Consider the following 19,268-nt stretch of genomic DNA (forward strand, 5'->3'; position numbering starts at 1 on the left):
CATCAACGGTGAGGAACAGAATGGAAACACTTTCGGCGTTACTGGCTGCCATTCCGCAGCCCGATGTGACGGGCATGGCGCGCGCGCAGCAGCATATTGATGGCCTGTTAAAGCCGCCCGGCAGCCTTGGCCGTCTGGAGAGCCTGGCGGTACAGCTGGCCGGTCTGCCGGGGCTGCAGGGGCAGCTGGCGCTGACTGAAAAAGCCATCGTGGTCATGTGCGCCGACCACGGCGTCTGGCATGAAGGCGTGACCCCTTCCCCGCAGGCGGTGACGGCCATTCATGCCGGCAATATGGTGCGGGGCAACACCGGCGTCTGCGTGCTGGCGGCGCAGGCTGGCGTGAGAGTGGAGGTGGTGGATGTCGGCATCGACGCCGAGCCGCTGCCGGGCCTGATCAACCTCAAGGTGGCCCGCGGTAGCGGGAATATCGCCCGGACGGCGGCGATGAGCCGTCAGCAGGCGGAGACGGTGCTGCTGGCCAGCATGCGTTTCACCCGCCAGCTCGCCGCCGACGGGGTGAACGTCTTTGGCGTGGGGGAGCTGGGGATGGCCAATACCACCCCGGCCGCTGCGACGATCAGCGTCCTGACCGGCAGCGACCCCGACGCGGTGGTGGGCTGCGGGGCCAATCTGCCGCTGGCGCAGCGGGGCCATAAGGTGGCGGTGGTGCGCCAGGCGATCGCTCATAACCAGCCGAACCCGGCGGACGGGCTGGACGTGCTGGCGAAGGTGGGCGGTTTTGATCTGGTGGGTATGACCGGGGTGATCCTCGGGGCGGCCTCCTGCGGCCTGCCGGTGGTGCTGGATGGCTTCCTCTCCTACGCTTCGGCTCTGGCGGCCTGCCGCATGGCCCCGGCGGCGCACCCGTATCTTATCCCTTCGCACCTGTCGGCGGAGAAAGGGGCGCGGATCGCCCTCGATGCGCTGGGTCTGCGCCCGTATCTCGATATGGACATGCGCCTGGGGGAGGGCAGCGGCGCCGCGCTGGCCATGCACCTGCTGGATGCTGCCAGCGCGATGTACCACCAGATGGGGACCCTGGCGCAGAGCAACATTGTGCTGCCCGACAGCGCGCCAGCGTCCTGATGATAAAGCGCATCGTCTCGAGGAAGGGGGACGTTGCGCCGGGTTTACAGCGCCTGCTGCCAGACCGCCTGCGGCAGCAGGTAAACCTGCGCCGGGGCGCGCATACCGTCGCTGACAATATGGCCGATACCGCTGGCCATCACCGCCAGGGTGACGTCAAAGGCGTTAAGGCTGTCGCCGAAGCCGGCGGTCAGGTTGAGCATCGAGCCATTGGCCATCAGGTAGACGGTTTTGTCAGCCATGCGGTAGGCGTTGATATACGGCATCACCTCTTCCTGAGGGTACTGGCGCAGGTACTCGCCGTCGATCTCTTCCGCCACGTGGCCGACGTTAAGGATAAACACGCCCGCTTTCGCCCGGTCCAGCGCCTGGCGATTAACCACGTTTTTACCGCCTGTCGCGGTGGCTACCACGTCCGCCGAGGCGATAGCCTCCTGGAGATCGACCACGTGCCAGCCGTCATAGGCCGCCTGCAGCCGACGGGCAGGATCGATCTCCGCCACCATCACCTGGCCGCCAAAGGCTTTTGCCGCCGCCGCGACGCCCTGGCCAACCAGGCCGTAGCCGATCACCAGCACTTTTTTCTCATGCAGGGTGAGATGAGTGGTCTGGAAGAAGGTGTGCCAGGCGGTGAGTCCGACCATATGGCGGTTATGCAGCCCCTCTTTGACCGGCAGATCGTCCCAGTTAAAGATCGGATAGCCGGGCTGAATATCCCCCAGTCGATTGACGCCGGAGCCGGTGGCTTCCAGACCCGCCACGATGTTGCCGAACTCGCCGCGCTGGTGAAGGAGGGTGGTGATATCGGCCCCCATTTCGCACAGGTGAGTGGGCTGCCAGGCGATCGCTTTTTCCCATGACTGTTGCCAGTCGGCATCGCTCATATTGCGCCAGGCGCAGGCCTCGGCGCCGCGCTCCACCAGCCAGGCCACCACGTCGTCCTGCACGGTGGTGGGGTTACAGGTGGTTAAAAAGACCTGAGCGCCCTTGTCGAGGATCCCCTGCACCAGCGGGATCATTTTCATGTCGAGGTGCATACAGCAGGCAAGGCGGACGCCGCTGAGGTCGGGCAGGGCGGCGACCTGACGCAGGGTACGCGGCATATTCTGGCTGGCCCATGCCACTTCTTTCGCTAAAGAGATTTTATTATTCACTGGGTTATGACCTTCAGTTCGCAAAAGGGGTATCCCCCTGACAGAAAAGGGATTCTATCAGCCCGGGCGAGAATTCACAGCCCTGCGCCGCCCGGAAATCGCCGCCCGCGCGATCCCCTGCTAAATACAGGGTTGTTAATGTAAGGTTAAAAAAAGAAAATAAAATATAAGTAATTCCTATGATCTGAGCGATAAAGCGATGTTGAGTGTTATTCCCGCAGGCCTGTTTTCGCGGCTGCGGATTTTCCTTGGGCGGCTGAAGCCGCACGCGCTGCCGGTGGCTCGTCGGCATATTGTGCTGGGCTCTATCGGCGCCGGTACCGGGCTGGCGGTGACCAGCATGTTCAGCCACTGGCTGCTCGGCGAAGTCAACCTGTGGTTTATTGCCCCCATGGGCGCATCGGCGGTACTCCTGTTTGGCGTGCCGAGCAGTCCGCTGGCGCAGCCGTGGTCGATTGTCGGCGGCAATGTGCTGTCGGCGCTGATCGGCGTCACGGTGGGTATGCTGGTGCCCGACCCGGCGCTGGCCTGCGGGCTGGCGGCGGCGCTGGCCATCGCCGGGATGTATTTTCTGCGCTGCCTGCATCCTCCCGGCGGCGCGGTGGCCCTGACGGCGATCCTCGGCGGCGCCGGGGTGCACAGCGAAGGCTATCACTTTGTGCTGACGCCGGTGCTGCTCAACTCGCTGATGTTGGCGCTGCTGGCCATCGTGTTTAACAATCTGGTTGGCCGCCGCTACCCCCATCCGCTGGCGGCGGAGGAGGTCAAATCCCGTGCGGTGCCGCTGGGCATTTCGGTTACCCGGGAAGATATTCACGCCGCGCTGCTGGAAGGCCAGTTCCTCGACATTGACGAAGACGATGTCCAGGAACTGCTGGAAAATATCGAACAGCAGGCGCGCCAGCGCATCGCGGCGGCTGGCCGCCGCTGACAGCGCCCTCCCGGCCGCGGGTTAGAGATCGCCGGTAAGATACTGCGCGACCCCGCGGCCAAAACTCCAGTCGCCTTTCTGGTTGCTGATAATCGACACCATCACATCATCGCCGCTCAGGCCGCAATGCTCCGCCAGCTCCTCCTGCAGAATGGCGAAGAAACGCTGCTTCTGCGCGTCGCTGCGCGGGCTGGTATAGACCCGCACCACCACCTGATCCCGCGTGCGGGTCAGTCCGAGGCCGGTGTCTTCAATCACCATATGGTGGGCTTTGTTTTCGTGAACAATCTGGTAGCGGTCGCGTTCCGGTACCTCGAAGGCGCGCAGCACGGCGCGATGAGCGGCATCCAGCAGGGTTCTGATCTCCTGTTCCGTACGGCCTTCAATCAGGTCAAATGTCAGTAATGGCATGCAGGTGGTCCTTATCGTTAGGGAATAATCGCTGTCTGATATGGATGCTAGCCGATGCCGTCGCGGGCAAAAACCGCTATAGTTGAATACATTGTTTTTACTGGTGAACAATCAATATGAGCGAGAGTCGTCCGGAGAGTTACTGGGCCCATCTTTACTGGCTGACGGTGCTGGAAGAGCAGAAAAGCTATACCCGGGCCGCGGAAAAGCTGGGGATCAGCAAGTCGGCCATCAGCCAGAAAATCAGCGAGCTGGAGCGGGTGACCGGTAAAACGCTGGTCCATCGCACCACCCGCAGCGTCAGCCTCAGCGACGACGGGCTGCGGCTGGTGGCGGAGCTCAGTGAGCCGTTTGGCCAGCTGCGGGATATTTTCACCGGCGCCTGCGATGAGGGCGGACCGCTGCGGGGGACGTTGCGCCTGACCGCGCCGGTGGCCTTTTCCCGTCAGCAGCTGGTGCCGGCGATCGCGCCCTTTTTACATCAACATCCCCAGCTGCATCTGCAGCTGGAGGTGACCGACCGGCTGGTCTCTCTCGGCAGCGAAGGGTTCGACCTCGCCATCCGCCACTGTCGGCGCGAGGCGCTCCCGGACACCCACGTCGCCTGGCCGCTATGCCACACGGCCACGCTGATCGTCGCATCCGCCGACTATATTCGCCGCCATGGCCGCCCGGAGACGCCCGACGATCTGCGTCAACACCAGTGCCTGACCTATCCCCGTGGGCCCCAGCGCCCGCACTGGACGTTCGCCTCCCGCCAGACGCCCGATGAGCGGGTGACCATCAACGTGCAGGGGCCGTTCGCCACCAACAACAGCGAGTCGCTGCGCGATGCGGTGCTGGCGGGGTTGGGGGTGGCGCTGCTGCCGGATTTTAGCGCCCGGGAGGCTATCGGCCGCGGGCTGGTGCAGGAGCTGCTGCCGGCGTGGCAGCCGGTGGAGGTGTTCGCCGATCGGCTGTACGTCATCCGGCCCTATACTCCGCGGGTGTCGCGCGCGGTGGAGACCTTTAGCCGCTACCTGAAAGCGACCTTCAGCGAGCCGCGTCCAGCTCCCGGGCCAGCGCCTCGCTGAAGCGGGGGAGTAGATGGCGCTCGCCGGGAAGCAACTGCGCCAGGGTGACGGTTTTGTCGGCGCGGTAGACCCGCCCGCTGCCGAGCTGCGCTTCGAAGGCGTTCGCCGCCTGATGCGCCGCGCTAAGGTCGGCGTCAATAAGGATCACCGCATGGGCCAGCACCACATGGCCGCCGCTCGCCGTCTGCGGCCGCCAGTACTGGGCGGTACCGACAATCTTGCGCGCCTCCTCTCCCTCTCCGCAGGCGAGGTTATACCGGCCATCGCAAAAGGAACCGCTCACCGCCCTGGCGTGGCTGGCAACGCCGAAGCGCGCGAGGGTGCGCTGCAGCACAACGCACAGCGAGTGATAGATGGGTTCGGCGGCCTCGCCGAGCGGCTGCTGCACCGGCCAGGCGAGGCTGAGGTTGATAATCCCCGGCCCCTGGGGCACCAGACCGCCCCCGGAGCGGCGGAGCCATACCGGCCAGCCCCGCGCGGCAAAACGCGCACTGACCGCCGGCAGGTCCGCAAACTGACGATAGCTCCCCGGCACCACGAATCCCTGCGGCGCCTGCCAGAGCTGGGCGACGGCCTCGCCGGCGCCGGCTTTGGCAAACAGCGGTTGTTCCGCCTGGGTGGGGTCCTCGCAAAACTGCAGCGCCAGCGAGGCGGGGGTAAAGCGGCGTGGCCAGCAGTCGGCCAGGGGCAACAGAGACATGCGTTCTCCTTACCGGAGGGCGCGGGTCGCGCCCTCCGAAGGCTGGTCAGTCGACGGTATGCTTTTTCATCAACAGCGCGGTGAGCGCTGACAGCAGGCATCCCGCGGTCAGATAGAGGGCCACGCTGTGCCAGGAGCCCCCGGAGAAGGTGACCAGCGCCGCGGCGATAAAGGGCGTAAAGCCGCCGCCGACCACGCTCGCCACCTGGTAGCCGACGCCGGCGCCGCTGTAGCGATAGCTGGCGCCGAACAGCTCGGTAAACATCGGCTGCTGGACGCAGACCACCATATCATGGGCGATATTGGCCAGCATCAGGGCGAAGAACAGGATCCAGAAAACGGACTGACTCTCCAGCGCCATAAAGAACGGAAAACCGCTCAGCGTGCCGATCAGCGCCCCGGTAATATAGATCCGCCGGCGGCCAAAGCGGTCTGCCAGCCAGGCGAAGCAGGGGATAGTCAGACAGCTGAGGCCGCCCACCAGCAGGCCGATGTTGAGGAACAGCTCGCGCGGCAGGCCGAGGTTTTGCGTCGAGTAGTTGAGGGCGAAGGCGGTGACGATGTACATGGTCAGCAGTTCGCACAACCGCAGGGCAATAATCAGTAAAAACGCCCCGGGATGGCGAAGCAGGGCTTCCACCACCGGCAGTCGCTTTTTCACCTGCGGCGCGTTGGCCTGGCTCTGCTGGGCTTCAAACTCCTGCGATTCGGCCATACCGTTACGGATCCACAGCGCAATCAGGACCAGCGCCACGCTGAACAGGAAGGGTAAGCGCCAGCCCCAGCTGAGGAACTGCTCGTCGGTGGTCAGGCTGCTGATCAGCGATACCAGCCCGGTGGAGAGCAGCAGGCCGACGCCGTAGCCCACCTGCACCCCGCTGCTGTAAAAGGCTTTTTTTCCCTTCGGCGCGTTCTCCACCGAGAGCAGCGCCGCGCCGCCCCATTCGCCGCCGACGGCAAAGCCCTGAACCGCCCGCAGAAACACCAGCAGCACCGGCGCCCACCAGCCGATCTGGCTGAATGAGGGGAGCAGGCCGATGCAGGCGGTGGCGATACCCATCATCCAGACGGTCATCATCAGCATCCGCTTGCGCCCGAGACGGTCGCCGAAGTGGCCAAAGATAATCCCGCCCAGCGGGCGAAAAAGAAACCCGACGCCGAAGGTGGCAAACGCGGCAAGGGTGCCCATCGCCGGGCTGATTTGCGGGAAAAATTCGCGGTTGAACACCAGCGCGGCGGTAATGCCATAGAGAAGAAAATCGTACCAGTCGACCACGGCGCCGGCAAAGCTGCCCCATGCCGCCCGCCGGGCCCGATGCAGCGAATCCGGCGCCTCGCCGGGCTGCACGCTTATTGTTGAATCCATACCCTGTCCTGTCAGTCACGTAATTCGTTGTTATTGGAATGAGACGCTTTTAGCGTAGCGTCTGCACTGAGACTACCGCGCAGCGGCCGTGGAGGAAAGTAGTTTGCCTGCTAAGCGGCGAGCTGGTGCAAAAATAAGCGACCGGAAAGGCGGGCGAAATCACACCCTTTACTCAACATTCTGGCAATTTGCCAGCAAGCTTATACTTTTAATTAAATCAACGGATAACAAAGAGGAGCACCTTTTAAGAATTGACGTAAATGGTTTACACTTAACATGTCTCCTTCTCTGGAATGGTGAGTTAAATGCGTCTACTTCTTGCAGTTTTATTTTGTTCTGTCATGTTGCCTTCTGCTTATGCTGAAAAACTGCCTGCGCCGACAGGAAAACCTGTACTGACCATTTCCGGCAAAATCGGAAATACGAACGTCGGTGACAAGGCGGTTTTTGATCTCGCGATGCTGGAAAAGCTGGGCATGAAGACGGTGGAAACCACCACCCCCTGGTACACCGGCAAGGTCCGTTTTGACGGCATTCCCCTTAATAAACTCATGGATTTAGTCGGCGCTAAAGGTCAATCCGTCCGCGTGCTGGCGCTCAACGACTACACCACTATTATCCCGATGGACGATTTTTATAAATTCCCGGTCATTATGGCGCTAAAAATGAACGGCCAATATATGCGCGTTCGGGATAAAGGCCCGTTATTTATCGTCTACCCTTACGACAGCAGCGCTGAATTACAGAACCAGATCTATTATTCCCGATCGGCCTGGCAAGTTTCTAAGATTATAATAGAGTAAGGGTCGGATCTTGAATCGAATACTCACGGCTATTATTTTGTCGTTGTTTATTGTGACTGGATATATTACTTATCTGGTGCATGAGCGACAAAGTGAGTTGCAAAAATTTACCCGCTATACGGACTCGTGGTCAATGTCGCAGATGGTATCGGAATATATGCGACTGGAGTCTCGTCTGGCGGGAATGGCGATTGGGGCCGAAGGGGCGGACCACGATGAGGTGCGCCTGCGCCTCGAGATCATGATGAGCCAGATCGAACTCCTGCAGGAGGGCGATCTGGGTCGCTTTATTAATAAAAGCGAACAGCGGAAGGCGGTGGTCGCCACGCTGATCCGCAATCTCCATTTGCTTGATAAACAAGTTGATACCATGACGCCGGCGCAGGTTAAAGCGATCCTGCCGGTGTTAAGCGAACTGGATGGCCCCCTGACCTCAATGGCGGCCGCCACGCTGACGCAAGATATTAATATCGTTAATATCACCCATGATAAAATTCAGCATCTCTATTATATCTACTCGGTGATCTCCATTCTGCTGATCGCCATGTGTATTTCCCTCGGCCTGCTGATGCTGCGGCAGAATAATAACCTGCGGCGCGCCCACGTTCGTATGAAAACCCTGGCCAACGATCTGCAGGCCTCGAAAGAGAAGCTGCAGGTGCAGAACCGTCGACTGCAGTACGATGCCTACCATGATTCGCTGACCGGTATGCCAAACCGTCTCTCTTTCTGGCAGCGTCTGCAGGAGATCGTCAATCAGGTGCGCCCCTATAATGGCTGCGCCGTGGTGATGCTTTTCGACCTCGACAGCTTTAAGGATGTAAACGATACCCTCGGGCATGACGCCGGCGATAAGCTGCTGCAGGATCTGGCCAGCCGCCTCTCTTTTTTCCGTAAAACCTCAGAGACGCTGTATCGTCTCGGCGGCGATGAGTTCGCGATGCTCTCTTACGATCTGACCGAAGAGATGGCGCTCGAGCGGGCCAATGTTATCCGGGAGAAGATCAGCCAGCCCTATCAGATCTACGATGCGCAGATTAATATCGACGCCTGCATCGGGATCGTGATCTCTGATGGCGAAAGCCGGACCGATTATCTTTACAAGTGCGCCGACCTCGCCCTGTATGAGGCGAAAAAAGAGGGCAGCGGCCATGTACAAATCTTCCGGCCCGGAATGCTGCAGCGTCTGCAGGAGAATAAATCGTTTGAAGACGATCTGCTGCAGGCCCTGGCCCATGACGAATTCAAAGTCTACTACCAGCCGATCGCCGATACCGTTACGCGCGAAATCTACGGTTATGAAGCGCTGGTTCGCTGGTTCCATCCGGTGCGCGGCGCCGTGCCGCCGACGGTGTTTATCCCGGTGGCAGAGAAAATCGGCCTTATCAATGCCCTCGGCGAGTGGGTGCTGAAAACCGCCTGTGCCGAAGCGGCCAGCTGGGCGACGCCGCTCAAGGTCTCGGTCAACGTTTCACCGATTCAGCTGATGAACACCTCGCTGACCGACACCATTATCAGCGTATTGCAGCAGACTGGCCTCGACCCGCGACGGCTGGATCTGGAGATCACCGAGTCGGATGTGTTCAATGAGAACACCCGTTCGCTGGAAATTCTCAGCCAGCTGCGCGAGCAGGGCATTCAAATCTCCATCGATGACTTTGGTACCGGCTATTCTTCGTTGTCGCGTTTAAGCTACTTCCCGTTCGATAAAATCAAAATCGACCGCTCGTTTGTTATCAATATTCCGGAGCAAAAAGACGATCTGGATATCGTGCGCCTGATTATCAGCATGGGAAAGAGCCTGCATATGCGCATTGTGGCTGAAGGCGTGGAGACCGAAGAGCAGTTGGCCTCGCTGCAGGCGCTGGGCTGCGACCTGGTGCAGGGCTATTTAATCGGCAAACCGAGTCCGCTGCGCTAAATGAAATATGAAGGCCCTTAAAGATATTATTCCGGGCGATTTCAGAAAGCTGGAATCGCCTTTTTTATTTTCTCTTAGCGCTAATCCCAGAGGGGTATAAAAAGGAGTAGAGGTAAAATTCGCCAGGAAAATAATATCCTTCACCTTTGAAAGAGGTATATGATATGCATCATATAGGCTATTTCTGACCGTATCCTTTGCGACGGTAAAGTGAGGCGCAATCATGCAGCGAATTATTATTCCCACCCATTACGTTCATACCCGCAGCACGCCGCTGTGGACTAAGGAGACCGCTCCGGCCTCTATCTGGCGCCGCCATCTGGACGCTGGCACCCGCCAGGGGGTCTATCCCCGGCTGTCGGTGATGCAGGGGGCGATCCGCTATCTCGGCTATGCCGATGAAACCAGCCCCGAACCGGTTGAAACGCTGACCATTGAAGCCGGCCAGTTTGGCGTTTTTCCGCCGGAAAAATGGCACTGCATTGAGGCCCTCTCGGAGGATACGGTATTTAATGTCGACTTCTATGTTGATCCGAAAATTCTCATCGAGGGATAAAATTATGAACAGTGAAAATAAAGGTTATACCTTAGCGGTAGAGAATGGCCGGCTTCAGCGGAAACAAGAAAAAATATTCCTCAAACCGATGGTCTTGTATATTCCGCAGCAGGCGGTAGAGGCCGTTAATGGGCTGCTGAGCGCTCTGCCGGACGACAATTTAGAGGGGGAGTTTGTGCTGACGGTCACCAATAACAATAACGGCGTCTCGGTCGATAAAAGCTTTTCCTCGCTGGCGGCGCTGCGCGACCCGCTTACCGCGGCCGATGCGGTGAAGGAGCTGATCAATATCGTCCGCGGCTATGAGTCCGACGAAGAGACCAACGTTTGCGGCTGGTAAGGCCGCTATCCCGCTGCCGGCTGGCCGCTGTCGCCCTGGGCCATCTGACCCACCAGCCACTCCCGCAGCGCGATAATATCCGCCCGCTGCGCTGCCGCTTCGGTGGTGACCAGATAGTAGCTGGCGCCCGGCAATGCGCCGCTGAATGGCGCGGATAACACCCCGCGCTGCAGCAGATCCCGCGCCAGCAGTTCGCTGGCGATCACCGCCCCCTGGCCGGCCACCGCCGCCTGCAGGGCATGGGTTTCATCGCTAAAGGTTAACCCCGCGTCAATATTCAGCGTCGGCGGTCCATAGCGGCGACGCCAGTTCTCCCAGCTCGGCGAATCGGCCGGTACGTGCCGGTTGGCGACGTGAAACAGCGTCACCTGCGCCAGATCGTCAGGCCGGCTGAGGGCCAGCGTCGGGCTGGCGACCACGATAAAGCGATCCTCATGCAGCAGCGTACAGCACAGATCCGGCTCGGGCGTTTCGCGATAGCGAATCGCGGCGTCCACCGTGCCCAGTTGCAGATCCACCCGTTCGACGCTGGTGTGCAGACGCAGGTCGATAGCCGGAAAGCGGGCGGTGAAGTCCGCCAGCCGTGGCACCAGCCAGTGGGTGAGAAAATTGGAGGTGGTGGTGACGGTTAAGGATGGCGGCTGGCGGGCCTGGGCTATCTGGACGACGGCCTGCTCCAGGGCGCTGAAGGCGCGCTGGGTAGCGGCGTAGAGGATCTCGCCATCGGCGGTCAGGCTGACGCCCTGCGCGCTGCGTTCGCAGACCCGGCACTCCAGGACCGATTCCAGCAGTTTAATCTGATGGCTGACCGCCGTCGCGCTGACGCCGAGCGCCCCGGCGGCCAGTTTAAAACTACGCTGGCGGGCGACGGCGTGAAAGGCGCGCAGGGCGCCCAGCGGCGGCAGGCGGGGGGGTCTCATGGCTGAGTTTTTCTCATCTATGGCTGAAAACTATGCGTTTGTGTGTCCCTGTATAGTGGCGATAGGCTACGGGCATGTAAAGACGATGACATGAGTTATTTTCATGCCGTTTAATGTGTCAGGAGCTGAATATGCACGTTTTACACCACCATGCCGCCGCGAACGCTGCGGGAACCATCGACCCGCGCGGTCGCGCCATCGCCCTCAGCGTAGTCTTCGCCGCCGGGGCCTTGCTGTTCATCATGGCCCCCGTTATCGGGGCGAGCGGCACGCTGGGTCTGCTGGCGCTCCTGATCGCGGCCTTCGGCGCCGGATGGGGATTCGCGCGCGCGCAGCCCTGGCTATATCGGGCGCCCCTGACGGCGACGCGCTGGGCCTTCCTGGTGTCGGCGGCCGGCTGGCTGCTGGCGCTGGTGGCCTGGTATGGCGGCCAGGCCTGGCCGGCGCTGCTCCCCGGTGTGACGTTCGGCAGCGCGGGGGCGGCTGTCGCCTGGCGCGTTGCCGCGGGAAGGGCGGCACTGTCGGGTCGCCGCGTCAGCGGCGCCACGACGCTGAGCGTGGCTGTCGCTATCGCGGCGACGCTGCTGACCTGGCACACCGCCGGGGCAGGACGCGGCGGCGTGAACTTTGCCTTCGCCGTGCTGCTGGACTGGGCGCTGCTCGGCGCGCTGATTGTGCGCATCCGCCAGCAGGAGAGTGCGGCGTAGTAGCCGCCGCTTGCCGGGTTCAGGCGAGCCGATCAAGCGAAACGGGATAAGTCGTCCGGCGGGGTGATAAATTTCTTCTACACTGTTACTGGCATCACATTCCTGCGCGGCTGGCATCTCCGCCGGCCGCCGTCGGCATTCAGTCCAGGCACGGGCCTGCAGGCTGGTTATCCTGAAAGAGGAGTCTGTAACATGGCATTTGTCACCACCCAAGACGGCGTCAATATTTACTTCAAAGACTGGGGTCCAAAGGAAGCTCAGCCGATTGTTTTTCATCACGGCTGGCCGTTAAGCGCCGACGACTGGGATAACCAGATGTTGTTTTTCCTTGCCGAAGGCTTTCGGGTCATCGCCATCGACCGCCGGGGCCATGGCCGCTCCGATCAGGTCAGCGAGGGGCATGATATGGACCATTATGCGGCAGACGTCTCGGCGGTAGTGGAGCATCTGGATCTGCACAATGCGGTCCACGTCGGGCACTCCACCGGCGGCGGCCAGGTCGCCCGCTACGTGGCCCGCTACGGCCAGCCGCAGGGGCGGGTGGCGAAGGCGGTGCTCATCAGCGCCGTTCCGCCGCTGATGGTCAAAACCGAACAGAATCCTGGCGGCACGCCGATCGAGGTGTTTGACGGTTTCCGCAAAGCGCTGGCGGCTAACCGCGCCCAGTTCTATCTCGACGTCGCCTCTGGCCCGTTCTATGGCTTTAATCGTGACGGAGCGGAGGTGTCGCAGGGGACGATCCAGAACTGGTGGCGACAGGGGATGATCGGCAGCGCCAAAGCCCATTATGAAGGTATTAAGGCGTTTTCAGAAACGGATCAGACCGAAGATCTTAAGTCGATTACGCTGCCGGTGCTGGTCATGCAGGGCGATGACGATCAGGTGGTTCCCTATAAAAATGCCGCTATCCTGCAGGACCAGCTGCTGCCCAACAGCCAGCTGATCGTTTACCCTGGCTTCCCGCACGGGATGCACACTTCCCACGCCGATACCATCAACGCCGATCTGTTGGCGTTTATCCGCGCCTGATCTTCCCTTTCGCCGGGCGGAATGCCGCAATGGTCTTCCGCCAACGCCCCGGCCGCCCGTCGCCGGGGCGCGCCGGTTGACGAGCAGGGGAAATCTGCTTAACTCATGGGATACCTGACGACTATTTTCCCCCTGGCAGGATAAAACGCCGGGTTTCCCGCGGGAAGCCCGGTGGAATTCTGCGCAAGAGACAAGAGAGAGACAATGAAATTAGCCGGACTTCATCCCGACGAGCAGCGTCGCCTGCAATCGCTTCGCTCTTCCGGGCTGTTGAATAGCGGAAAAGAAGAACGCTTTGATCGCCTGACCAGGCTTGCCCGTTCGCTGTATAACCTGCCGGTGGCGTCCATCAGCCTGGTAGGAGAAGATCTGCTGCATATCAAATCCTGTGCCGGTCTGGATGTGGACACGGTGCCGAGAGATATTTCATTTTGCGCCCATACCATTTTGCAAACCGACCCGCTTATCGTTAACGACATGCAGCAGGACGAGCGTTTTCACGACAACCCGCTGGTGATCCAGGCGCCGTTTATCCGCTTTTACGCCGGGTACCCGGTGCAGCTGCCGGATGGCGCGACGGTGGGGTCTTTTTGCCTGATGGACCATCAGCCGCGTTCGTTTTCCGCGCATGAAATGCAGATCTTAAGCGATCTGGCGGCGATCGTGGAGGATGAGTTCAAGGTGCTGGATGCGGCAACCTCTGATGAGCTGACGGGACTGTTTAACCGCCGGGGATTCCTCACCCTGGCCGAGTATGCCCTGCTGACGGCCCAGCGCCGTCATGAGCCGGTGAGCCTGGCGTTTGTCGACCTCGATCGCTTTAAGCACATCAACGATACCTGGGGGCATGAAGAGGGCGATCGCGCGCTGATCGCCATCGCCGATTTGATGAAAGCCGCCTTCCGTGAATCCGATATCCTCGCCAGGCAGGGGGGCGATGAGTTTATTATTCTGTTCGCCAATACCAGCCGCCACGATGCCGCGGCGGCGATGGAGACGCTCAGCCACAACGTGGCGCGTTTCAACCAGCAGGCGGCTCACCCCTGGCAGCTGGCCTTCTCCTGGGGCTGCGTGGAGTACGATCCCGCCAGCCACCCCAGTCTCAACGCGCTGGTGGCCACTGCCGACCGCCTGATGTATCAGGCGAAGCAGAAACAGGGGCGCGAGCGTCGTTAATCCTTTGCGGCGGCGGCATTCAGCAGGTACTCCTGCGCCTGCTGCCGCTTCTGCGCATAGTCACCGAGCAGCGCCTGCTGCGATTTCCCCGCGTTGTCATAAAACAGGCCGCCCTGATCGGCGATAAAGTCATAATGCTGTTCCAGCTGGCCTATCACCCAGTCGATACGTTGCAGGGTGAGCAAGGTGCAGGACTGGCCATGCAGGTCGTCTTCAATATCCAGCACGTGTGAGCGGAAGGCCTCCAGGGCAAACAACCGGCTCAGCGCGGCAGGGTCCGCCAGCGCCGTCTCCCAGCGCGCCGTTATCTGCTGAAAATGAGCCTGCACCTGCGGGGATGCCCGCCGGGCGCGAAGCCAGACCAGCTTGCGCCGGTAGCTTTCGACCGCCAGCCGCTTCATCTCGCGATACTGCGCCAGCTGCTGTTCGGCATCGGGCACCCGGGTCATCAGCCAGCTAAAAAAGAAGCGGGTCTCAAAGCGCTCGACAAAGTGAAACAGGGGATCGGCCAGACCGTTGCTGTTGAATTCTCTCAGCGGGTCGAAGGGATACATATAGCCAAAATCGAACAGCCACAGCTGCTCCTCCCGGTCCACCAGCAGGTTCCCGCTACAGAGATCCCACTCCATCAGCCCCTGCTCCTCACAGGCTTCCAGCGTGGTGAACAGCTGAGCGATCAGCGGCGGGGTCAACTGGTGAATCGGCTCGCCATCGATCCAGGGGGAGAGGAGGATGCCGAGGCGATAATCGGCATACAGCGTCGGGACGATGTGGGTGAAGCGCGGCGCGGTATTTGGGTCATCCTTCAGCCGTTGCAGCGCCTGCCGGCGCTGTACCTCGTTTAAAAACGACAGCTGCCCGTTAAGGTTGGCAACGCCGGCCACGGCGCGTCTTTTCTTTAAATTGTACTCCTTGCCGGCGATGCGCAGCCGGTAAACCTCGCCGGTCAGCCCCGAACCGTATACCTGCACCACATAGGGTGAATCCGCAGCCAGCGCGGCGAGGGTCTCCGGCGGCAGTGGACAGTGATTGACGTCGCCGACGATAAGAGGTTCTCCGCTGCGATCGAACGCCTGCTGCTGCTGTTGTCTGAGGTTCATGGCGCCTCCTTAAAAGACATGGGACAGAGTGATTTATCCACGCTATCTCACCCGCAAGCGTCAGCAAAATCATCCTACCGCCGGGCGCTTTTTCAGGCTGAGCGGTGGCGCGTTCACGGAGGATACCTGGGGCGTAGGGCGGCGGCCCTGACGCCGTTGTCAATGAGGTGTTTGCCAGGCTGGGTGCGATTCAGAGTTAACGCCAGAGACGCAAGAAAGCAAAAAGCCTGCTCGAAAGCAGGCTTTTTAAATTTGGCTCCTCTGACTGGACTCGAACCAGTGACATACGGATTAACAGTCCGCCGTTCTACCGACTGAACTACAGAGGAATCGTGTGGAGTCGTATCTTAGCGGCGAAAAATCTTTTGTCAAACATCAATTCGCCCGTTCAGGTGCAACTGCCGCTTCCATCAACAATTTGTTGTCATTTCCGACAATGATTACGGAAAAATACTTTGCAGGATATCCATTTCTCGATCATCATTTGAAATGTTGTTTCAACATCTCTCACTAAGGTCTCTCTTGAACGTCACCTCCGCCGTACGCCAGGCCGTCGAACGGACATCCTGGTTTAAAAAACGTCAGCGTTATCGTGTGCTGTACTGGCGCGAAATCAGCCCTCTCGCTGTGCCCATTCTGCTGGAAAATGCCTGTGTGCTGTTGATGGGGGTGTTGAGCACCTTCCTTGTCAGCTGGCTGGGCAAAGAGGCCATGGCCGGGGTGGGCCTGGCCGATAGCTTTAACATGGTGATCATGTCGTTTTTTGCCGCTATCGATCTGGGTACCACGGTGGTGGTGGCCTTTAGCCTCGGCAAGCGAGATCGGCGGCGGGCGAGAGCGGCCGCGCGCCAGTCGCTGGCCATTATGACCCTGTTTTCCATTGTGCTGGCGGGAGTGATCCACGCTTTTGGTCAGGAGATTATTAATTTTGTCGCCGGCGATGCCACCCCGCAGGTGAAGGACCTGGCGCTGACCTATCTCGAGCTGACGGTGCTGAGCTATCCGGCGGCGGCGATTGCGCTGATCGGCAGCGGGGCGCTGCGCGGCGCCGGGACCACCAAAATCCCGCTGTTGATCAACGGCGGGATGAACATCCTCAATATCCTAATCAGCAGCGTGCTCATCTATGGCCTCTTCTCCTGGCCGGGGCTGGGCTTTGTCGGCGCCGGTCTCGGGCTGACCATTGCCCGCTATATTGGCGCCATCGCCACTATCTGGGTGCTGATGGTGGGCCTCAATCCCGCGCTGCGGCTGTCGCTGAAGGGCTACTTCAAACCCTTTAACTTCGCCATTATCTGGGAGGTGATGGGGATCGGCATCCCGGCCAGTATCGAATCGGTACTGTTCAATGGCGGTAAGCTGCTGACCCAGATGTTTGTCGCCGGGATGGGCACCAACGTTATCGCCGGCAATTTCATTGCTTTTTCGGTGGCCTCGCTGATTAACCTGCCGGGCAACGCCCTCGGCTCCGCCTCGACGATCATTACCGGCAAGCGGCTGGGGAAAGGGCAGATTGGCCAGGCGGAATTCCAGGCCTGGCATGTGTTCTGGCTGTCGACCATTATTCTGACGCTGATTGCCTGGGGCAGCGCCCCGTTCGCGGGCTTTATCGCCTCGTTCTATACCCATGAAGAAGACGTAAAAGAGGTGGTGAAGCAGCTGCTGTGGCTCAACGCCCTGTTTATGCCGATCTGGTCGCTGTCGTGGACTTTACCCTGCGCCTTCAAAGGCGCCCGTGACGTACGTTATACCATGTGGGTGTCGATGCTCGGCATGTGGGGCTGCCGGGTGGTGGCGGGCTATACGCTGGGTATCGTGCTGGGGATGGGGGTGATCGGCGTTTGGTTAGGGATGGTGCTCGACTGGGCAGTGCGCGGCGCGCTGTTTTACTTCCGCATGGTGAGCGGCCGCTGGCTATGGAAGTACCCGCGGGTGAAGGCCTCAACGCCGGATACCTGATCCGTTTGCCGGATAAACGCCATTTTTTGCGCAAAGTGAGGAATAATTCGGCAAACGATTCATTTTATTAAAAACAGGCTTTACAGCGTCCGGCGTCATCGTTAATATGCGCCCCGTTCACACGATTCCTCTGTAGTTCAGTCGGTAGAACGGCGGACTGTTAATCCGTATGTCACTGGTTCGAGTCCAGTCAGAGGAGCCAAATTCCTGCTTTCAGGCGTGCTTATAAATTCCTATTCAATTAGGTTTCAATAAGTTAGCGTGAAAATCCTTCCCGATGCATATCTGGTTTTCCCTCCGCATCCGGCGAAATTGGTGGTCTGATTTGGGGTCATTTCAGTTCGATAATGGAATGACCACCATATGTCCCTTTCCGACGCGAAAATCCGCACTATCAAGCCTTTTGATAAACCCTTTAAACTGACCGACTCTCAAGGTCTGTATCTGCTTGTCAATCCGGGCGGTTCACGCCTCTGGTATCTCAAATATCGCTTCAACCGAAAAGAATCCCGTATAGCATTAGGTGCCTATCCGCAGGTCTCGCTTTCTGACCCCCGTCAACAGCGCGACGGTATCCGTAAACTACTGGCGCAGAATATCAACCCAGCGCAACAACGTGTTGCCGAAAAAGCCGCCGCTTCACCGGAAAAATGCTTTGAGGCCGTTGCGGTGGCATGGCACAAAACCAACAAAAAGTGGTCGGCTGACTATGCAGAGCGCATCCTTGCCAGCATGAAAATCATATCTTTCCGGCGATTGGTCATCTGCCCGTCACGTTGTTAAAAACACAGCATTTCACGGCGTTGCTGAAAGTTATCGAGGACAAAGGCTTTCTTGAAGTCGCGTCCCGAACCCGGCAGCAACTCTGCAACATCATGCGTTACGCCGTTCAGCAGGGGCTGACTGAAAACAATCCGGCGCTGCATCTGGAAGGCGTCACCGCGCCGCCGGTTAAAAATCACTATCCCGCCCTGCCGCTGGAGCGGTTACCTGAATTGTTTGAGCGCATTGGTGATTATCAGCAGGGGCGACAGCTTACAAGGCTGGCGGTGGTGCTGACCCTGCATCTGTTTATCCGTTCCAGTGAGCTGCGCTTCGCCCGCTGGAGCGAGATTGATTTCAGACACAAAATCTGGACCATTCCCGCCACACGGGAAACGATTGAGAAAGTTCGTTTCTCTGGCCGAGGCGCATAAATGCGTACTCCGCACATTGTGCCGCTTTCCCGACAGGCAATTGCTATTCTGAAGCAGATACAAGAGATTTCCGGCCATCTGGAACTGGTGTTCCCCGGCGCACAGGCCAATAGCCCTTGTTTTTTGTTGGTCTGCGAACGATACCTGAGCGCAGGGGCGGCAGCCGTTGAGGTGTGGTGGGGCTTCGGTTGTGCTCTCTGAGCAACCGCCCGCTTGCGCAGGTTATCCCCCGGATCGTCCAGATCCTCCTCGGTATCGGTTCATGTTCTCCTTATGGGTTAAATGGCCTGAAAAGGCAGTGTCAGAATCCAGCCATGAGCTGGCGCAGTTGAGTTATCTGGTGCAAGTCGAAAGGACTGCGTGCGTCACTTTCTCGCGACTTTGCGGTTAAAGTGACTCACTGGTACTGGTGCAGCATCTGAAAATTTTTCGTCTGGTGCAGTTTTACGGTCACGCGGCAGCAAAGCCTTCGGCAATGCAGACCACTGCCCGTCATGAAGGAATTGACGCTCCGGTTCAGGGAGCGTCAGTGTTTACAGTACAAATCCGTAGTGAGAACCATCCGGCAGTTCAACATCAAGACGTAGCTTGCCGCCAGTCGCTTCAACGTAGCGTTTGAGAGTGGAAAGCTTCAGATCGCGCCCTGGTTTTTCCATTCCTGCAACGGTAGGTTGCCTGATGCCCAGCGCCTGTGCCATCTCCACCTGCGTTTTCTGTACTTTCTCACGCAGTTCGGCAAGGTGAATGTTGAGCATTATGTCCGTTGCCATCGCCTGAGCTTCGGCCACGACTTCAGGTTTTTCATCCGCAATAAGCTGTTCCAGCGTTCTGCCCATCG

At 59.5% G+C, this 19,268-nt stretch carries 19 protein-coding genes, 2 tRNA genes and 2 pseudogenes; 14 read left to right on the plus strand and 9 right to left on the minus strand.

Features of this window, described 5'->3' with window-relative positions; translation table 11 throughout:
• Positions 1-20 precede the first annotated feature (20 nt).
• Positions 21-1,088 carry a nicotinate-nucleotide--dimethylbenzimidazole phosphoribosyltransferase gene (gene cobT, locus ACLH1U_RS00250; protein ID WP_048336052.1) on the plus strand — a complete coding sequence of 356 codons (1,068 nt, stop codon included), beginning with the start codon at positions 21-23 and terminating at the stop codon, positions 1,086-1,088.
• A gap of 44 nt (positions 1,089-1,132) precedes the next feature.
• Here the strand turns inward: cobT and ACLH1U_RS00255 are convergent, their stop codons facing one another.
• Positions 1,133-2,242, minus strand: a complete 1,110-nt coding sequence (locus ACLH1U_RS00255) for an adenosylhomocysteinase (protein ID WP_004203536.1) — start codon at positions 2,240-2,242, stop codon at positions 1,133-1,135.
• 199 nt (positions 2,243-2,441) lie between these two features.
• Here ACLH1U_RS00255 and ACLH1U_RS00260 point away from each other — a divergent pair, with 199 nt between their 5' ends.
• The gene (locus ACLH1U_RS00260; protein WP_023290328.1) at positions 2,442-3,173 is read left to right on the plus strand and encodes an HPP family protein; all 732 of its coding nucleotides are present in this window, start codon (positions 2,442-2,444) and stop codon (positions 3,171-3,173) included.
• Between the two features lie 21 nt (positions 3,174-3,194).
• Here ACLH1U_RS00260 and ACLH1U_RS00265 read toward each other — a convergent pair whose 3' ends face one another.
• Entirely contained in the window at positions 3,195-3,584 is a 390-nt protein-coding gene (locus tag ACLH1U_RS00265; RefSeq protein WP_023290327.1) for a tautomerase family protein, read from the minus strand.
• 116 nt (positions 3,585-3,700) lie between these two features.
• On the opposite strand from ACLH1U_RS00265, the gene ACLH1U_RS00270 reads away from it, so the two are divergent.
• Positions 3,701-4,657, plus strand: coding sequence for a LysR family transcriptional regulator (locus tag ACLH1U_RS00270; RefSeq protein WP_048336048.1), 957 nt, complete (start codon positions 3,701-3,703; stop codon positions 4,655-4,657).
• Here ACLH1U_RS00270 and ACLH1U_RS00275 read toward each other — a convergent pair.
• Both ACLH1U_RS00275 and shiA read right to left on the minus strand, forming a co-directional pair.
• Positions 4,617-5,357 (minus strand): lipoyl protein ligase domain-containing protein, encoded by a 741-nt coding sequence (locus ACLH1U_RS00275; protein ID WP_085550906.1) that lies wholly within the window; start codon positions 5,355-5,357, stop codon positions 4,617-4,619. The genes ACLH1U_RS00270 and ACLH1U_RS00275 overlap by 41 nt on opposite strands.
• Before the next feature lie 46 nt (positions 5,358-5,403).
• The gene (gene shiA, locus ACLH1U_RS00280; protein ID WP_023290324.1) at positions 5,404-6,723 is read right to left on the minus strand and encodes a shikimate transporter; all 1,320 of its coding nucleotides are present in this window, start codon (positions 6,721-6,723) and stop codon (positions 5,404-5,406) included.
• Positions 6,724-7,028: 305 nt separating this feature from the next.
• On the opposite strand from shiA, the gene ACLH1U_RS00285 reads away from it, so the two are divergent.
• The gene (locus ACLH1U_RS00285; RefSeq protein ID WP_032428930.1) at positions 7,029-7,526 is read left to right on the plus strand and encodes a molybdopterin-dependent oxidoreductase; all 498 of its coding nucleotides are present in this window, start codon (positions 7,029-7,031) and stop codon (positions 7,524-7,526) included.
• Positions 7,527-7,536: 10 nt separating this feature from the next.
• Positions 7,537-9,447: a putative bifunctional diguanylate cyclase/phosphodiesterase gene (locus ACLH1U_RS00290; protein WP_032428929.1), complete on the plus strand. Its 1,911-nt coding sequence runs from the start codon at positions 7,537-7,539 to the stop codon at positions 9,445-9,447.
• Here ACLH1U_RS00290 and ACLH1U_RS00295 read toward each other — a convergent pair.
• Complete coding sequence (locus tag ACLH1U_RS00295; RefSeq protein ID WP_085550907.1) at positions 9,418-9,672, minus strand: hypothetical protein; 255 nt, start codon at positions 9,670-9,672, stop codon at positions 9,418-9,420. The genes ACLH1U_RS00290 and ACLH1U_RS00295 overlap by 30 nt on opposite strands.
• Between ACLH1U_RS00295 and ACLH1U_RS00300 the strand changes: the two genes are divergently transcribed.
• Positions 9,671-10,003 carry a DUF1971 domain-containing protein gene (locus ACLH1U_RS00300; RefSeq protein ID WP_002911866.1) on the plus strand — a complete coding sequence of 111 codons (333 nt, stop codon included), beginning with the start codon at positions 9,671-9,673 and terminating at the stop codon, positions 10,001-10,003. The two genes, ACLH1U_RS00295 and ACLH1U_RS00300, sit on opposite strands and share 2 nt — an antisense overlap.
• A gap of 4 nt (positions 10,004-10,007) precedes the next feature.
• Positions 10,008-10,343: a DUF1869 domain-containing protein gene (locus ACLH1U_RS00305; protein WP_023290321.1), complete on the plus strand. Its 336-nt coding sequence runs from the start codon at positions 10,008-10,010 to the stop codon at positions 10,341-10,343.
• A gap of 5 nt (positions 10,344-10,348) precedes the next feature.
• Here the strand turns inward: ACLH1U_RS00305 and ACLH1U_RS00310 are convergent, their stop codons facing one another.
• The gene (locus ACLH1U_RS00310) at positions 10,349-11,263 is read right to left on the minus strand and encodes a LysR substrate-binding domain-containing protein (protein ID WP_085550908.1); all 915 of its coding nucleotides are present in this window, start codon (positions 11,261-11,263) and stop codon (positions 10,349-10,351) included.
• Positions 11,264-11,394: 131 nt separating this feature from the next.
• Here ACLH1U_RS00310 and ACLH1U_RS00315 point away from each other — a divergent pair, with 131 nt between their 5' ends.
• The 3 genes from ACLH1U_RS00315 to ACLH1U_RS00325 all read left to right on the plus strand — a co-directional run bounded on the left by ACLH1U_RS00315 (position 11,395) and on the right by ACLH1U_RS00325 (position 14,175).
• Positions 11,395-11,970, plus strand: a complete 576-nt coding sequence (locus ACLH1U_RS00315) for a hypothetical protein (RefSeq protein ID WP_285203118.1) — start codon at positions 11,395-11,397, stop codon at positions 11,968-11,970.
• 192 nt (positions 11,971-12,162) lie between these two features.
• Positions 12,163-12,999, plus strand: coding sequence for an alpha/beta fold hydrolase (locus ACLH1U_RS00320; protein WP_023290318.1), 837 nt, complete (start codon positions 12,163-12,165; stop codon positions 12,997-12,999).
• A 204-nt stretch (positions 13,000-13,203) separates the two neighbouring features.
• Entirely contained in the window at positions 13,204-14,175 is a 972-nt protein-coding gene (locus ACLH1U_RS00325; RefSeq protein WP_023290317.1) for a sensor domain-containing diguanylate cyclase, read from the plus strand.
• On the opposite strand, the gene ACLH1U_RS00330 is transcribed toward ACLH1U_RS00325, so the two are convergent.
• Together ACLH1U_RS00330 and ACLH1U_RS00335 are read right to left on the minus strand one after the other, a co-directional pair.
• The gene (locus tag ACLH1U_RS00330) at positions 14,172-15,275 is read right to left on the minus strand and encodes an AarF/UbiB family protein (RefSeq protein WP_023290316.1); all 1,104 of its coding nucleotides are present in this window, start codon (positions 15,273-15,275) and stop codon (positions 14,172-14,174) included. The genes ACLH1U_RS00325 and ACLH1U_RS00330 overlap by 4 nt on opposite strands.
• A 253-nt stretch (positions 15,276-15,528) precedes the next feature.
• Positions 15,529-15,604, minus strand: a tRNA-Asn gene (locus ACLH1U_RS00335).
• A gap of 5 nt (positions 15,605-15,609) precedes the next feature.
• Between ACLH1U_RS00335 and ACLH1U_RS00340 the strand changes: the two are divergent.
• The 4 genes and pseudogenes from ACLH1U_RS00340 to ACLH1U_RS00355 form a co-directional block, all read left to right on the plus strand.
• Positions 15,610-15,708 (plus strand): annotated as a pseudogene (locus ACLH1U_RS00340) (DUF5951 family protein); the annotation flags it as partial.
• Between the two features lie 89 nt (positions 15,709-15,797).
• Complete coding sequence (locus ACLH1U_RS00345) at positions 15,798-17,234, plus strand: EmmdR/YeeO family multidrug/toxin efflux MATE transporter (RefSeq protein WP_023290315.1); 1,437 nt, start codon at positions 15,798-15,800, stop codon at positions 17,232-17,234.
• Positions 17,235-17,360: 126 nt separating this feature from the next.
• A tRNA-Asn gene (locus tag ACLH1U_RS00350) sits at positions 17,361-17,436 on the plus strand.
• 161 nt (positions 17,437-17,597) lie between these two features.
• A pseudogene (locus tag ACLH1U_RS00355) lies at positions 17,598-18,529 on the plus strand (tyrosine-type recombinase/integrase); the annotation flags it as partial.
• Positions 18,530-18,963: 434 nt separating this feature from the next.
• Here ACLH1U_RS00355 and ACLH1U_RS00360 read toward each other — a convergent pair.
• A complete protein-coding gene (locus tag ACLH1U_RS00360; RefSeq protein WP_072420726.1) occupies positions 18,964-19,266 on the minus strand; it encodes a helix-turn-helix domain-containing protein in 303 nt (100 codons plus the stop codon).
• Between the last annotated feature and the right edge of the window lie 2 nt (positions 19,267-19,268).

Origin of the sequence: Klebsiella sp. 1SOBk5mer (assembly GCF_046603115.1) — a bacterium.
Taxonomy (GTDB): Bacteria; Pseudomonadota; Gammaproteobacteria; order Enterobacterales; family Enterobacteriaceae; genus Klebsiella; species Klebsiella quasipneumoniae.

Coding starts and splice junctions, on each gene's coding strand:
- ACLH1U_RS00265 (WP_023290327.1), bottom strand. CDS start 3,584: ATGCCATTACTGACATTTGACCTGATTGAAGGCCGTACGGAACAGGAG.
- ACLH1U_RS00305 (WP_023290321.1), top strand. CDS start 10,008: ATGAACAGTGAAAATAAAGGTTATACCTTAGCGGTAGAGAATGGCCGG.
- ACLH1U_RS00320 (WP_023290318.1), top strand. CDS start 12,163: ATGGCATTTGTCACCACCCAAGACGGCGTCAATATTTACTTCAAAGAC.
- ACLH1U_RS00360 (WP_072420726.1), bottom strand. CDS start 19,266: ATGGGCAGAACGCTGGAACAGCTTATTGCGGATGAAAAACCTGAAGTC.
- ACLH1U_RS00310 (WP_085550908.1), bottom strand. CDS start 11,263: ATGAGACCCCCCCGCCTGCCGCCGCTGGGCGCCCTGCGCGCCTTTCAC.
- ACLH1U_RS00275 (WP_085550906.1), bottom strand. CDS start 5,357: ATGTCTCTGTTGCCCCTGGCCGACTGCTGGCCACGCCGCTTTACCCCC.
- shiA (WP_023290324.1), bottom strand. CDS start 6,723: ATGGATTCAACAATAAGCGTGCAGCCCGGCGAGGCGCCGGATTCGCTG.
- ACLH1U_RS00330 (WP_023290316.1), bottom strand. CDS start 15,275: ATGAACCTCAGACAACAGCAGCAGCAGGCGTTCGATCGCAGCGGAGAA.
- ACLH1U_RS00295 (WP_085550907.1), bottom strand. CDS start 9,672: ATGATTGCGCCTCACTTTACCGTCGCAAAGGATACGGTCAGAAATAGC.
- cobT (WP_048336052.1), top strand. CDS start 21: ATGGAAACACTTTCGGCGTTACTGGCTGCCATTCCGCAGCCCGATGTG.
- ACLH1U_RS00285 (WP_032428930.1), top strand. CDS start 7,029: ATGCGTCTACTTCTTGCAGTTTTATTTTGTTCTGTCATGTTGCCTTCT.
- ACLH1U_RS00270 (WP_048336048.1), top strand. CDS start 3,701: ATGAGCGAGAGTCGTCCGGAGAGTTACTGGGCCCATCTTTACTGGCTG.
- ACLH1U_RS00300 (WP_002911866.1), top strand. CDS start 9,671: ATGCAGCGAATTATTATTCCCACCCATTACGTTCATACCCGCAGCACG.
- ACLH1U_RS00325 (WP_023290317.1), top strand. CDS start 13,204: ATGAAATTAGCCGGACTTCATCCCGACGAGCAGCGTCGCCTGCAATCG.
- ACLH1U_RS00260 (WP_023290328.1), top strand. CDS start 2,442: ATGTTGAGTGTTATTCCCGCAGGCCTGTTTTCGCGGCTGCGGATTTTC.
- ACLH1U_RS00315 (WP_285203118.1), top strand. CDS start 11,395: ATGCACGTTTTACACCACCATGCCGCCGCGAACGCTGCGGGAACCATC.